The organism is Thalassospira tepidiphila MCCC 1A03514, assembly GCF_001662875.1.
Lineage (GTDB): Bacteria > Pseudomonadota > Alphaproteobacteria > Rhodospirillales > Thalassospiraceae > Thalassospira > Thalassospira tepidiphila.
On record NZ_JPVZ01000001.1, the window covers coordinates 365,989 to 380,112 of the forward strand.

At 53.8% G+C, this 14,124-nt stretch carries 15 protein-coding genes; 10 read left to right on the plus strand and 5 right to left on the minus strand.

Annotation, left to right across the window (positions count from 1 at the left end; translation table 11 throughout):
* The first annotated feature begins 18 nt into the window (after window positions 1-18).
* From TH4_RS01600 to TH4_RS01620, 5 genes are all read left to right on the plus strand, one after another.
* Window positions 19-1,326, plus strand: a complete 1,308-nt coding sequence (locus TH4_RS01600; protein ID WP_245227673.1) for a nitrous oxide reductase family maturation protein NosD — start codon at window positions 19-21, stop codon at window positions 1,324-1,326.
* Window positions 1,298-2,188 (plus strand): ABC transporter ATP-binding protein, encoded by an 891-nt coding sequence (locus TH4_RS01605; protein WP_064779664.1) that lies wholly within the window; start codon window positions 1,298-1,300, stop codon window positions 2,186-2,188. Before TH4_RS01600 ends, TH4_RS01605 begins: the two co-directional genes overlap by 29 nt.
* Window positions 2,185-3,006 (plus strand): ABC transporter permease, encoded by an 822-nt coding sequence (locus tag TH4_RS01610; protein WP_064779665.1) that lies wholly within the window; start codon window positions 2,185-2,187, stop codon window positions 3,004-3,006. Before TH4_RS01605 ends, TH4_RS01610 begins: the two co-directional genes overlap by 4 nt.
* Entirely contained in the window at window positions 3,003-3,596 is a 594-nt protein-coding gene (locus TH4_RS01615; RefSeq protein WP_064779666.1) for a nitrous oxide reductase accessory protein NosL, read from the plus strand. The genes TH4_RS01610 and TH4_RS01615 overlap by 4 nt, the downstream gene beginning before the upstream one ends.
* 125 nt (window positions 3,597-3,721) lie before the next feature.
* Window positions 3,722-4,531: an FAD:protein FMN transferase gene (locus tag TH4_RS01620; RefSeq protein ID WP_256430909.1), complete on the plus strand. Its 810-nt coding sequence runs from the start codon at window positions 3,722-3,724 to the stop codon at window positions 4,529-4,531.
* A 54-nt stretch (window positions 4,532-4,585) separates the two neighbouring features.
* Here the strand turns inward: TH4_RS01620 and TH4_RS01625 are convergent, their stop codons facing one another.
* From TH4_RS01625 to TH4_RS01635, 3 genes are all read right to left on the minus strand, one after another.
* Entirely contained in the window at window positions 4,586-5,224 is a 639-nt protein-coding gene (locus tag TH4_RS01625) for a Crp/Fnr family transcriptional regulator (protein WP_167351179.1), read from the minus strand.
* A gap of 34 nt (window positions 5,225-5,258) precedes the next feature.
* Window positions 5,259-5,996: a Crp/Fnr family transcriptional regulator gene (locus tag TH4_RS01630; protein ID WP_167351180.1), complete on the minus strand. Its 738-nt coding sequence runs from the start codon at window positions 5,994-5,996 to the stop codon at window positions 5,259-5,261.
* A 205-nt stretch (window positions 5,997-6,201) separates the two neighbouring features.
* Entirely contained in the window at window positions 6,202-6,909 is a 708-nt protein-coding gene (locus TH4_RS01635) for a DUF542 domain-containing protein (RefSeq protein ID WP_083996935.1), read from the minus strand.
* A 272-nt stretch (window positions 6,910-7,181) separates the two neighbouring features.
* Here TH4_RS01635 and ubiT point away from each other — a divergent pair, with 272 nt between their 5' ends.
* The 3 genes from ubiT to ubiV are packed head-to-tail and all read left to right on the plus strand — an operon-like array spanning window position 7,182 to window position 9,808.
* On the plus strand, window positions 7,182-7,892 hold the full coding sequence (gene ubiT / locus TH4_RS01640; RefSeq protein ID WP_245227676.1) for a ubiquinone anaerobic biosynthesis accessory factor UbiT: 711 nt from the start codon (window positions 7,182-7,184) through the stop codon (window positions 7,890-7,892).
* Window positions 7,893-7,916: 24 nt separating this feature from the next.
* Entirely contained in the window at window positions 7,917-8,894 is a 978-nt protein-coding gene (ubiU, locus tag TH4_RS01645; protein WP_064779670.1) for a ubiquinone anaerobic biosynthesis protein UbiU, read from the plus strand.
* Window positions 8,891-9,808 (plus strand): ubiquinone anaerobic biosynthesis protein UbiV, encoded by a 918-nt coding sequence (ubiV, locus tag TH4_RS01650; RefSeq protein ID WP_064779671.1) that lies wholly within the window; start codon window positions 8,891-8,893, stop codon window positions 9,806-9,808. Before ubiU ends, ubiV begins: the two co-directional genes overlap by 4 nt.
* Window positions 9,809-9,999: 191 nt before the next feature.
* Here the strand turns inward: ubiV and TH4_RS01655 are convergent, their stop codons facing one another.
* The gene (locus tag TH4_RS01655; RefSeq protein WP_064779672.1) at window positions 10,000-10,305 is read right to left on the minus strand and encodes a carboxymuconolactone decarboxylase family protein; all 306 of its coding nucleotides are present in this window, start codon (window positions 10,303-10,305) and stop codon (window positions 10,000-10,002) included.
* Window positions 10,306-10,316: 11 nt separating this feature from the next.
* Window positions 10,317-11,015 carry a helix-turn-helix domain-containing protein gene (locus tag TH4_RS01660; RefSeq protein ID WP_063089020.1) on the minus strand — a complete coding sequence of 233 codons (699 nt, stop codon included), beginning with the start codon at window positions 11,013-11,015 and terminating at the stop codon, window positions 10,317-10,319.
* 257 nt (window positions 11,016-11,272) lie between these two features.
* Between TH4_RS01660 and TH4_RS01665 the strand changes: the two genes are divergently transcribed.
* Together TH4_RS01665 and TH4_RS01670 are read left to right on the plus strand one after the other, a co-directional pair.
* Window positions 11,273-12,637 (plus strand): MFS transporter, encoded by a 1,365-nt coding sequence (locus tag TH4_RS01665; RefSeq protein ID WP_063088761.1) that lies wholly within the window; start codon window positions 11,273-11,275, stop codon window positions 12,635-12,637.
* A gap of 61 nt (window positions 12,638-12,698) precedes the next feature.
* Window positions 12,699-14,093 (plus strand): NarK family nitrate/nitrite MFS transporter, encoded by a 1,395-nt coding sequence (locus tag TH4_RS01670; RefSeq protein WP_245229948.1) that lies wholly within the window; start codon window positions 12,699-12,701, stop codon window positions 14,091-14,093.
* The last annotated feature ends 31 nt before the right edge of the window (window positions 14,094-14,124 follow it).

The window sequence follows — 14,124 nt, forward strand, 5'->3', positions numbered from 1 at the left end:
GTCATGATGATCTTAGCCATGGCTGTCTTGCCGCTGCAGGTTCTTGCGGCAACGCAATCTGTGCCGTCAACTGACGGGGCGCTGATCTCTGCCATCGCCGGGGCTGCCCCCGGCGATGTGCTGCTGCTTGATCCGGGGCTCCATCAGGGTCCCATAGAACTCGATAGGCCCGTCACCATTGATGGTCAGGGCAAAGCAAAAATTTATGGAAACAAGACCGGAAGCGTCATTTCTGTAACCGGAACGGATATCACCATCCGTGGGCTTGAGATCGTGGGTTCGGGTTCAGCACATGAAACAATTGATTCCGGCATCCAGCTCCATCGGACAGCCGCACGTATTCTGGTCGAGGATAACCGCATCCTCGGAAACCTCTATGGGGTTGATATTCACGGCGCCAAACAAGCCACGGTGCGCGAAAATGTCATTATCGGACGCCGCGATCACAGACTGAATTCGCGTGGCAACGGCATATATGTCTGGAACGCGCCGGGAACACTGGTCGAAAACAACGAGATCCAATTCGGACGCGACGGCATTTTCGTGAACACCTCCAATCGCGGCGTCTTCCGTGGCAATCTGATGCGCGATCTGCGATTTGCGGTGCATTACATGTATGCCCATGATTCAGAAATCTCGGGCAATGTGTCGATTGGCAATCACCTTGGTTTTGCCCTGATGTATTCGAACCGCATCACGGTGCGCGATAATCTGTCTCTTGCTGATCGTGACCAGGGCTTGATGCTGAACTATACCAACAAGTCTGATCTGGTCGGAAATCTGGTACGCGGCGCAGGAGGGAAATGCCTGTTTATCTATAACGCGCATCACAATCTGATCGGGGACAACCGGTTCGAGGGCTGCCAGACCGGCATACATTTCACCGCTGGTTCCGAAAGCAATGCCCTGACAGGCAATGCCTTCATCGCCAACAAAACCCAGGTCAAGTATGTCGGGACCCGTGACGTCGAATGGAGTTTCGATGGCCGGGGAAATTTCTGGTCCGATCATCCGGTATTCGATCTTGATGGCAACGGCATTGCTGACAGCCGGTTCCGGCCAAACGATCTTGTCGATCATATTTTATGGTCCCAACCCGCAGCCGGTATGCTTTTGGGATCACCCGCCGTTCAATTGATCCGCTGGAGCCAGGCACACTTCCCCGCAACGTTGCCGGGCGGGGTCGTCGACAGCTTCCCGCTCATGAAACCGATCGAAATTCCGGTTCCCGAAGAAATCGTCTCTCTTGAAATGGCTGCTCGCGCCAATCCTGTCTGGCTGCGTGAAAGGACTGAAAATGTGTCTGACCCTCTCACAAGTCACTAAACGCTATGATGATCATACCGTTCTTGATGCGGTTGGCTTTGATGTTGCCGCAGGTGAACGCGTTGCCTTGCTCGGCCATAATGGTGCCGGAAAATCGACACTGATGAAGATCATTCTCGGCCTTGTCACTGCAGAAGGGGGAACGGTTTCTGTCCATGGTCTTGCACCCGGAAGTTACCGGGCCCGCATGCAAACAGCCTATCTCGCGGAAAACGCGTCCTTTCATCCGTCGCTGACCGGACAAGAACAGCTTCGATATTATCTTCGACTTCGCGGCGAAGATCCCCGAAAGGCCGCATCGCTTCTTGAACGCGTCGGATTGGGGGCAGCAGCAAACCGCCGCATTGGCACCTATTCCAAGGGAATGCGCCAACGTGTCGGCATGGCTCAGGCGCTTATTGGTGAACCGAAACTCCTGATCCTTGATGAACCGACAAGCGGTCTCGACCCGGTATCACGACGCGAGTTCTATGTCATTCTTGATGAACTGGCAGCACAAGGCACCGCAATTCTTTTGTCTTCTCATGCCCTTACCGAGGTTGAGGCCAGAACTGACCGGATTGTCATTCTGTCGTCAGGCGTAATGGTCGCAAACGATACCCTGGCAAACCTGCGTCAACAGGCATCGCTACCCATCCGCCTTCAGGTATCTGCCCAACGCGGCAAGGCAGACGAGGTCGCCCAAAAGCTTTCCGGGGAACGCAGCAACGGCGTGATTGTCGATCTGGTGTGCAATTCCGAGCAAAAGCTCGCACGTCTTGGCGATATCTCGGCACTGGGGCCATTGGTCGATGATGTCGATGTCATTCCGCCAAGCCTGGAAGATATCTATAGCCATTTCAGCAAACGGGGGAACGCATGAACAAGGTTCTGGCAACAGCCCATAGCGAATTCATCATTGCGCTTCGTAACCGCTGGGTGGCGATTTCTGTCGCGATGATGGTGTTGTTTTCACTTGTATTATCTGCTGCGGGCAGTGCCCCGACCGGCGCAGTTGGTGTGGATAAACTGTCCGTCACCGTCGCAAGCCTGACATCCCTTGCGGTGTATCTTGTGCCGTTGGTTGCACTGTTGATGTCCTTTGACGCAATCGCAGGCGAAATCGAACGCGGCACCTTGTCCCTTGTTCTGACCTATCCCGTCGCCCGCGGGGAACTGGTCCTTGGGAAATTCATCGCCCATCTGGCGATCCTGAGTATCGCCGTCTTGGCCGGCTACGGAATTGCCGCCGTTGCTGCGATTGCAACAGACCCCAATGCGCTTGTTGGCATCCCTGCACTGTTTCGCCTGTTCTGGTCGTCGCTTCTTCTTGGCGCGACGTTCCTTGGGATCGGTTATGGCATATCGGCATTCGCACGCAGACCCGGCGCAGCAGCAGGATTGGTGATCGGGCTCTGGCTGGTTCTGATCGTTTTATATGATCTTGGCCTCTTGGCGGCCATTGTCGCCGATGATGGCGGAACCTTCACAACGCATTATTTTCCGTGGTTGCTAATCGGCAATCCGGCAGATGCCTTTCGGATATATAACCTTGCCGTTTCGGATGCGACCGCTGCTGCAGCCGGCCTGACGGGGGCTGCCAATAGCATCCCCGCTGTTCATGCCCTGATATCCATTCTGATCTGGCCGGTGATTGCCACGATCCTCGCCTGGCAGATTTTCAGGAGGGTGACGCCATGATTTCCCGACTTGCGCTATCTTCAGTCACAATCGGCCTGCTTATTCTTGCCGGATGTCAGCAGCAGACGAAAGATACCATGCCGCCACCGGTCGCCATGACTGAAGAAGCTGTCGGACATTTCTGCCAGATGAACATTCTTGAGCATGCAGGCCCGAAGGCACAAATTCATCTTGAAGGTTTGCCCTACCCCCTGTTTTTCAGTCAGGTTCGCGATGGCATTGCCTATGAACGCATGCCCGAACAAAACTATAAAATCCGTGCGATTTACGTCACCGACATGTCCAGGGCCCATGACTGGGAAAATGTCGGACGAGAAAACTGGATACCGGCAACCAGTGCGCATTATGTCGTCGCTTCTGCCAAGACCGGGGGTATGGGGGCACCGGAACTTGTTCCCTTCTCTGATCAGGACGATGCCAAGAATTTCGTCAGTCGCCATGGCGGCCAGATAATGCGCCTTGAAGACATTGATGACGTGCTGGTTCTAAACAGTGTGCCCGTAACACCATCCGCCGAGACACACGAAACGGCGATCATGCCAGATGACGACGATTATCGCGCGCGTCTTGAAAAACTTCGCAAAGAATGAGGTCCGCCATGTCCGACTTTTCACGACGCCGGTTTCTGACCATATTTGCCGCCGCTGGCGCACTCTCGGCTGCACCGTTTGCATTAAAGGCACAGCATCCGGTCCGCACTTGGAAGGGCGTTGCAATGGGGTCTGCTGCATCGATCAGCCTGTCGCACCCCAACGCTGACGACATCCTTTTGCGTGCAACCCGCGAACTTGAACGACTGGAAAATATCTTCAGTCTCTATCGGGAAAATTCCACGCTCGCACAATTGAACCGCGATGGTGTGGTTAACACTCCGCCTTTCGAACTTTTGGAATGCCTGGGACTGTGCGGGACCATAAACCAGGCAAGTGGTGGCCTTTTTGATCCAACGGTTCAGCCGCTTTGGCAACTCTATGCGCAAAGCTATTCAGAAGGCCGGGCGCCCGAGAATGTTTTTATCCGTAAAACACTTTCAAGAACAGGCTGGGACAAGGTTGTTATCAATCAGAGCCAGGTCAGCTTCAGAAGACCGAACATGGCAATGACCCTGAATGGAATTGCCCAGGGCTACGTTGCAGACCGTATCGCCAAGTTGCTTCGCGATGACGGATTGAACAACGTCCTGATCAATACCGGCGAGTTCGCGGCTCTGGGCGGCCACCCTGAAGGTGAAGACTGGCCTGTTTCAATCAATACCGGATCAGAAATTCGAAAAGAAAGGGTAATGTTGCGCGACAACGCCTTGGCAACATCACTGCCGAACGGCACCTTCTTTGATCAGGCGGGCCTTGTTGGTCACATTCTTGATCCGCGCACCGGCCGTCCCGCACAAGCACGCCCAACAGCGGTTAGTGTAACTGCAACAAAGGCAGCTGTGGCCGATGGGCTCAGCACGGCAATTTGCCTTATGAATAAAGGCGAGGCAGACAAATTGCTCGCACAGTTCCCGAGCGCAAAACTGGTCTAGCTTTGCCTCCCATACTGGATGACATTTCTGGCAAACGTTTGGAACGCCGCTGAGCTAGTGGGCCAGTTCCAGAAGTGCCTCACGATCAAGTATCTGCAGTTTCGGCCCCGCCGATATGGCGCCAGATGCTTCAAGTTTGCGCAAGGACCGGGAAAACGTTTCTGGTGTAATACCGATCCGGCTGGCAATCTGGCGCTTATCGGGAAAGTTTTTGCCACTTGTGCCGTCGATGGCCGCGCCATTTCGGTCTTCAAAATCGATCAGAAACGCAGCAATCCGTTGGATCGGACGCGTATGGCGCAGTTTATAGATTTCCTCAAGGAAGAACCGTTCCCACCGCAACAGGCTTGCCAGCACATCTCCGACAACGTCAGGCGCGCTTTTGAGGATGCCAAGATAGGCAGTGCGCGGAATGGCCACGATTTCACAATTCTCGACGACCTGACATTCAACCGGATAGGACCGGCCCGCAAAGGAAACTGCCTCCGCAAAGGAACCGGCCTCGGTCAGGAAATGCATCACTGTTTCATCCCCCTGCGAGGAGGTTTTCACAAGCCGCAAATGACCGGACAAAAGAATGTAGAAATATTCGGCCACATCACCGGCCCGAAAAAGATGTTCCCCCCGCGCATGGCTTTCGACCTTGCATGTTCCCAGCAGTGTCTTTAGCCGTTCTTCCCCAAGTGCTGCCAACAGCGGCACCTGAAAGATTACATCATGATCTGCGCTAGACAGCGACCTTGAAACCATCAGACTGTTCCTCCCTGGCTTCACTGCTTGATAAACCACACCACTCGGCCAGCATCTCGGTATCTGCAATACGGATGATGTACCCGTTGGAGTGTTGGGAAACGCCATGTTCCGACAACTTTTTAAGCGCCCGGGAAAATGTCTCGCTTGTCATGCCAATCTTGCGTGCCAACGCAGACTTTTCCACGGTAAGCGGCGTTTCATGCGCATCCCCGACAGGAACGGCATCTGCAAGCAAATATATCCCCAAACGTTGGGCCGCTGACCGGCATTTCAGTTCCTCGGTCTGGCGTAACATTTGACATAGTCTTTCTGTTACAACCGACATCATGGTTAATGCCCGATCAAAGTGCGCCGAGAGAAAATCGGCAAAGGCGGCGCCGTCAATCCGGATGGCGGTCGTCGCGTCCAGCGTTTTGATTGAAACGGCGTAACAGGCTTCCGGTGCCAGCGCACACTCACCTACAAGCTGTCCGTCACCCAGCAAATCAATAACACCGTCCTTGCCCTCCCCGTCCGTGTAGGACAACTCAACATGCCCATTCACAATCAGAAAAAGGGCCGATGCTGAGTCTCCGGCATGGATGATTACCGTATCTGGATCATACCGAACCCACGTACACAATGACGCCAGTTCCAGAATGTCGTCTTTCGGCCAGTTTTTGAAATAGCGCCCAGACTGGAGAACACCCGAGATTCGATCAATATCTCTCATTGTGAAGTTTCCATGGAAAAACGCGGTTGTAGTTAAGCATTGGAACAAATCTAACATTCAACCGGCCGGGGTGGATTGTTCCATGTCAAACAAGTCCGTCAGGCCCATAAAACAAAGTGCACCGTCCAGCAAAAAAGCCCTGCCAGTCAGCAGGGCTTTGTCACAGAAAACACGCGACGACATCGCTGTCACATTTTGCAGCAGACTATTCGAAACGCGGGAACAGGATCGAATTTTCCAGATACATATGTGCAACAAGATCTTCGATCAGCTTACCGATCGCGCTGTACAACCTGCGCCACGAACCGCATACCCCGTCAGGCAAGGTGCAATTGTTTGTCAATTTCTGCAGTTTGTGGATGGCTTGGCCGTGATCGTCATGCTCTTCGCGCATACAATGGATAGGCATGGCAAGTGCCGACGTAATCGAGGTATTCCTGCTCATTTCACGCATCGCCGGGAAAAGAATATTTTCCTCTTTGGTCATGTGCATATCAAGTTGCTCTGCCATTTCCATCAATGCATCTGCCAGCCCTACCGGCGCGTCCGGATGGTCACCATGCACAATTTCAATTTCGCGAGACAGCGCAATCAGCTCGATCAACTCTTCGCGGTGAACATCGTGATAGCGCGTAAGGATGAAATCGATAAACCCATCAACATCCCCCACATCGGGCATGGTCAAAGGTCCCTTGGGAAGCTTGCAGAGTTCCCCGGCAATCGCGTGGGGATCAAGTTCCTTGCGCTTTGCAGCTTCTTGAAGTGTCTGGTCAGGATGACAACAAAACCCGATGCGATGACGGCGAAAAACCAGCGTTGCGCCGGGGAAACATGAAATCAAGCCCCCCAGACTCTGATCAAGCAGTTCGGCGGGCTTAACGTCCTGTGTTGCCGTGTTCAACGCATCTTGCATAAAGGTGTCCTCCCTAAGATCGGCATCCAGCAAACGAAAGGGAGTTTAAACCAGCGACAATTTGGCAGATTGACGATGGTCAAATGGATTTATGCCAAAAAATGTTGCGGTCGGTTCTGTTCGATTATCACGTCAAAGTAACATCCTGTCGGCTTGTTCCAACTAAGCGTAATTCCAATCTCACGGTGATTTGACAAACATCAAACGCCAACCCGCCCGGGCCAGTGATACTTCGCCATGCAAAACGCCGGAGTATGCCGTGGGAGTATGCCGTGACAGAAAGCTATCCATCCTTTACGCCATTTTTGCTGGCAAACCCGTTCATACGCAATGCGCCAGCCCTTTTGGTAGAGCGTATATGCCGTCACGCGATGGCGACGATGCATCATCGCTACAGACCGGTATTTGAACGGGTGGCAGAGCAAGAAGCATTCGCGTTGCTGATTTCTCCGACTGATCTGGATTTGCAATTCTATTTAAAAATAGATGCCGATCATCCTGAACTCCGCCCCGCAAGACATATAGAAGAAGAAACTGTCGCAGCACAGATATCAGGACCGTTACCCGCGCTGCTGGAGCTTCTTCAGGGGACATCGGATGGTGACGCACTGTTCTTTTCGCGCACATTGCGGATCGAGGGACGCACTGAACTTGTTGTCGCACTTCGCAATGCCCTGGATGGAGAGTCCATTGATCTGCGATCCGCCGTGGCGGAAAGCTTTGGCATGATGGGCCCAGCAGCCAGGGCAGCACTTGGCCTTGCCGAAAAAATTTATCGACAACTTCAGCACGACATGAACCGGACGGCAAATGCATTGACGTCCCCCACCGCCAAACGTTTGCTCGGCGTGGAAAAACGCGCATCCGCGCAAGCGGTCACACTGGCTGAGATCGAGAAAACAATACAAAGGCGGAACCGCCATACGCGCCCCAAACCATCCGGTGCGGCCAAGGATGATTTCGCGCTGCCCGCCAATCCCTGATCCACAACTATTCACAGGTTCAATATGGAACTCGTTTGTCCTGCAGGAACACCTGCCAGCCTGCATGCCGCCGTTGCGGCGGGTGCTGATGTTGTATATTGCGGTTTTCGGGACGCAACGAATGCCCGAAACTTTCCGGGATTGAACTTTTCACGTGCCGAGTTGCGCGATGCCGTCAAACATGCGCACAAGCACGGAGTTCATGTCTATCTTGCCTGCAATACCTATCCGCAAGCCGGGGCTGAAGAAATCTGGCATAAGGCAGTTGATGATGCCGTGGCAATTGGTGTCGATGCCATCATCCTTGCTGATATCGGTTTGCTGCGATATGCGCGCGATCATCATCCTGACGCACGTTTGCATTTATCCGTACAGGCGTCGGCCTCGAACGAAGAAGCCATTCGATTTTATCATCAGGAATTCGGTGTGCGCCGTGTTGTACTGCCCCGTGTTCTGTCGCTTGATGAGATCCGCACGCTTAATCAACGCATACAGGTCGAAACAGAAGTATTCGCATTTGGCGGGATGTGCGTGATGGCCGAAGGCCGTTGTTCACTGTCTTCATACGCGACGGGCGAAAGTCCGAATATGAACGGCGTCTGTTCGCCGGCAGCACATGTTCACTATGAAGAACGCGGCGACACGACAGTTTCCCGACTGGGGAATTTCACCATCAACATCTATGACAGCGATGAAAAGGTCGGCTATCCGACGCTGTGCAAGGGCCGGTTTCGTGCCATGGACAAATCCGGCTATCTGTTTGAAGAACCCACCAGCCTTGATGTCACCGCCATGCTGCCGGAACTGGCAGATGCAGGCGTTTCCGCGCTCAAGATCGAAGGGCGGCAACGCGGGAAGGCCTATATATCGCAGGTGGTTGGCGCATTTCGAACATCACTGGACAAGATCGCCGAGGGACGACGCGACGCGCGATCAAAACTCAGCACGCTGAGTGAAGGTCAAAGCGATACCACAGGTGCATACCGGAGAAGCTGGCAATGAAAAGATCGCGACTTGTTATGGGCCCGGTTCTTTTTCACTGGGACGAGGACCGCAAAAAGGATTTCTACAGCCGCATTGCAGATGAAACCGACGTCGATACCGTCCATGTTGGCGAAGTTGTCTGCGCGAAACGGATGCCCTTCTTTGACAAGCACCTCCCAAGCGTTATCGAACGACTTCAGCGCAGCGGCAAGGAAGTTGTTCTCTCTACACTCGCACTGGTGATGAATGAGCGCGAAGTTAATCAAATACGCGACATCGCGCAGATGCCCGACATTATGATTGAGGCCAACGATATTTCCGTTGTGCGTTTGCTCGCAGGTCAGCCGCACATGATTGGTCCCTACATCAACACCTATAATGAAGGGACGCTGTCCTACTTTGCCGAAAAAGGCGCTAAACGGATCGCCCTGCCATGGGAATTACCGATGTCCTCGATCGCAGCATTATGTGGCGCGCAGACCGCGGCCGAGATTGAGGTACAGGTATTTGGTCGTATGCCTTTGGCCATTTCGGCCCGCTGCTATTCAGCACGGGCGCAAGGCCTGCACAAGGATGGCTGCCGGTACGTTTGCGGGGACCACCTTGATGGCATGGATGTCGAAACACTCGACGATACGCCGTTTCTGGCGGTCAACGGGTTGCAAACCCTGTCCAGCCACTATGTTGAAATGGCGGACAATATCGCACAGATGCAAACCGCCGGTGTGACAGCGTTCCGCCTGTCGCCACATAGTCTGGACATGACAAGGGTTTCGGGTCTCTATCGTCAAGTTCTCGCGCGTAAAACCGATCCGGAAGAACTCAGGCACCGCCTGAAGGAAATGCGTTTCCCGATGAACTTTGCCAACGGCTTCTTGCACGAAGCCCCTGGGGCCGAGTTTCGTCAGACGCGTGCGCGGCAGGCAGAATAAGAACCACGCCAGAACCCACCATGAAAGAAAGGGCTGCAATCTGACCGATCGCAGCCCTTCAATACATTCACAATTCGGGGAGTTAGCATGACATTACATTGTGAACACCAAGCAGCTTAACACTGCGATGTTAGGCACCCTTGACAATGATCAACTGGAAGTGCCCGAATGGAACCATGTCGGGAAGGGCACTAGATGTCCTCAATCCAGGTTTTCGCGGCAACCGCACGCGGCAAACCAAGAGGGCCGATAGACAACATCGCAATATGTAACAGATCTTCCTGTGCGATACCTTCGGCCTTGGCACGCCGGGTGTGTGAATGTACCGCTCCTTCAGAACCAATACCGATTGCAAGCGCAAGCTTTACAAGGCGGCGTTCCCGATCCGTCAAAGGTCCTGCCTCTGCAGCTGCCTTACCAAGTTCTGCATAAGCCTTCCAGATATCGGGATACTGGTCCGCCAGTGTTCCGGCAGCACCGGGCATAGATTTAACCATAGGCTCTCTCCTTACGTTTGATCATCGTCAATCAGAGATGTCGGCTTGGCAAATTTCTGAAGAAGGGCGGGGTTAGTTATCTCTATTTTTTCTCCGTTAACCGCGACCCCATATGCCTGAAGTGCCTTGAACGCGCGGCTGAGATTTTCGGGTGTCATCCCTAAAACCGACGCAAGTTGCCGTTTTTCCAGATCAAGATCGAAACTCGCCGGGGCACCATAGGCCCGATGTCGGGACAGCAAATAGTTCGCCAGACGTTCGAGGGCTGTGCGCAACTTCAGGTTCTTGGTGGTCTTGATCACTGAACGATAACAGGCGGCCAATTCGACGACAACCGCACGAGCAAAGCCTGCATCAAGGTCAAAGATCGCCCGGACATCCTGACTGGGGATCATGACAATCCGGCTTTTCTCCATTGTTCTGGCCGACATCAAATAGCGAGCATCGCGAATGGTAGCGGCAAGAATGAAAGTTGAAACCGGCTTGACGATCATGACACTCGTTTCCCGGTTATTCCAACGCGAAAACAGATCCACCGCGCCTGAGACCAAAACATGAAGGAAATCAGCACCTTCACCTTCACCTATCAGGTCAACATGCGGTGGAAATGTTTGCAAATAAGCGCCGCGCATGAGCTTGGCATAGTTCTCGTCGCTCATATCAGCGAAGAGATCCAGACTGCGCACCTCCGGGAAGGTCGAATCGGACATTTTTTCCTCACTTATAACCCTGCGCAGAAACGTGCCTGCTGCTTACTTGATATTTATCAAGCGGGCATTTGCTCTTGCTCTCTCTGTGTATTGAGGTTCGGCAAACCGCCGGACCACATACTTGGCGTGGCTGTTTATTTCACCGAAGCGTTCCACGTTTTCTGATTTAGATCAACCCTGAGGAGGGTCCCCTCAAACAATGATCAGGCCATTCGGACACGCTCCAATGTAACGACAGATGCTCGAGGGGAATTGCCATGCATACGTTAAAAGGGGTTTCACAAACAGACCAATACCGTGCTCTGGGACTGAGTACTTTCGCCTTCACGGTATGCTTTGCGGTTTGGACGATCTTTTCCATTATCGGGGTGAAGATCAAACAGGAACTCGGCCTGAGTGATACACAATTCGGGCTGTTGGTCGCGACACCGGTTCTAACCGGCTCGGTCAGCCGTATCTTCCTTGGCGTATGGACAGAGCAATTTGGCGGTCGGGTTATGTTCCCACTGCAGATGCTGATTACAGCCGTCTGTGTCTGGCTCCTGACGTCCGTCCACAGCTATGAAATCTTTCTTGTTGCCGCCCTTGGTCTTGGCCTTGCTGGTGGGTCCTTTATCGTTGGTGTCGCCTATACGTCGCGCTGGTTCGAAAAGGAACGTCAGGGCACTGCGCTGGGGATTTTTGGCGCCGGTAACGTTGGCGCGGCTGTAACGAACTTTGCCGCCCCATTTCTGGTAGTCGCCCTTGGTTGGGAGGGGACGGCCCGCGTTTACGCCGTCGTCCTTGTCATCACAGCCGTACTGTTTTTCTTGCTGGCAAAAACCGACCCGGTCCAGCAAGCGCGCAAGGAATCTGGCGAAGGCCCGGTATCGGCCAGCTCACAGCTTGAGCCCCTTAAGAACATGCAGGTCTGGCGTTTTGCCACCTATTACTTCTTTGTCTTTGGTGCCTTTGTCGCGCTGGCAAGCTTTTTGCCGCGCTACTATGTCGGCGCCTATGGGCTGGAACTAACGACGGCGGGCGTCTTTGCCGGACTTTATTCTCTACCCGGCTCGGTCTTTCGGGCACTGGGTGGCTGGATGTCGGACAAATGGGGTGCACGTGCGGTCATGTATTTGACCTTCATCGTCTCCCTGGTCGTTCTGTTCATCATGAGTTACCCGCAAACGACCTATCTGGTTTCGGGCATCAACGGCCCCATCGAGTTTGATTTCGGTGTTTCGGTTGGCATGTTTGTCGCCCTGACAGTCGTTCTCGGCTTTGTCATGAGCCTGGGCAAAGCGGCAGTCTACAAACACATCCCGGTTTACTACCCACATCACGTCGGATCGGTTGGTGGTCTGGTTGGCATGATCGGTGGCCTTGGCGGTTTCTTCCTGCCAATCGCCTTCGGAGTGCTTCTTGATCTGACCAATGTCTGGACCGCGCCATTCATGCTGCTGTTCGTGCTGGTCGCGGTGTCCACGATCTGGATGCATGTCGTGATCCGCCGCATGGAACGTTCGCGTCATCCGGCACTGGCAGACGAAAAATACCTTTCAGATGTGCCCGACAAACCGCTGGAGAAACCGGCACCTGCCACTGGCAAACCATCGGGCGTTACCACCAAACCTGCTCAGTAAGACAAACCGGCAGAGCGCAGATTGCGCTCTGCCTCTCCAACAGTTTCATCGGGAGGTTCCCTTGGAAATCACGCACGCAGACAATGGTCAAAAAGGCGCTGTCCTGACCGATTGGCGGCCAGAAGATACAGAGTTCTGGTCAAGCAAAGGCAGTGCAATCGCCACCCGCAATCTCTGGATCTCCATTCCCTGCCTTTTGTTGGCGTTTTCGGTCTGGATGGTTTGGTCGGTTGTTGTCGCAAAGCTGCCGGGCATTGGCTTCACCTACTCCACCGGCCAACTTTTCTGGCTGGCCGCACTGCCCGGTTTGTCGGGGGCAACGCTTCGTATTTTCTATAGCTTTATGGTGCCAATCTTTGGTGGCCGCGTCTGGACAACGCTGAGCACAGCATCCCTGTTGCTGCCAGCCCTTGGGATCGGCTTTGCTGTACAGGATCCCAATACGTCCTACAGCTGGTTCCTTATTCTTGCACTGTTGTGCGGGTTCGGGGGCGGCAACTTTGCCTCATCGATGGCAAACATCGCCTATTTCTATCCGAAAAGAACAAAGGGCAACGCCCTGGCCCTGAATGCCGGACTTGGCAACCTTGGTGTTTCGGTCATGCAGTTTGTGGTCCCGCTTGTGATCACGGCCGGTGTGTTCGGCGCCTTTGGTGGCGCAGCCCAAAGTGTTGCAGGTGGCGGCGAAATCTTCTTGCAGAATGCCGGTTTCATCTGGGTGCCGTTCATCGTGGTTTCGACCATTGCTGCCTGGTTTGGCATGAACAGCATCGCGGATGCCAAAGCCAGCTTCAAAAAACAGTCGATCATCTTTAGCCGCAAACACAACTGGATCATGTGCATCCTCTATACCGGCACATTTGGCAGTTTTATCGGCTATTCCGCTGGCTTCCCGCTGCTGATGAAAACCCAGTTTCCGGAAGTCGATGCATTGCAATATGCGTTTCTTGGTCCGCTGGTTGGTGCGCTGAGCCGTGCAGGCACGGGATGGATTTCTGACAAGCTTGGTGGCGGTCGGGTAACATTCTGGACCTTTATCGGCATGATTATTGCCGTTGTCGGCGTCCTTCAATTCCTTCCGCTTGGCGGAACGAGCGGCCATTTCTGGGGCTTCTTTGCCTGCTTTATGGCTCTGTTCTTCCTGACCGGTGTCGGTAACGCATCAACCTTCCAGATGATCCCGTCGATCATGCGTCAGGAAATCCCGCGCCTGATGCCCGATGCCGATCAGGCCACCCAGCTCAAACAGTCGGAACTCGAAAGTTCCGCGATCATCGCCTTTACCAGTGCGATTGCAGCCTACGGCGCATTCTTCATTCCCAAAGCCTATGGCACCTCCATCGCGCTGACCGGTGGCCCCGCAGGTGCGCTTTGGTGCTTTGCCGTCTTCTACGCGGTCTGCCTTGCGATCACCTGGTTCTACTACAGCCGCAAGAACGCACCGGTTTCGTGTTGATCACCCAAAATTGTCCCTGCCCGACCTAACC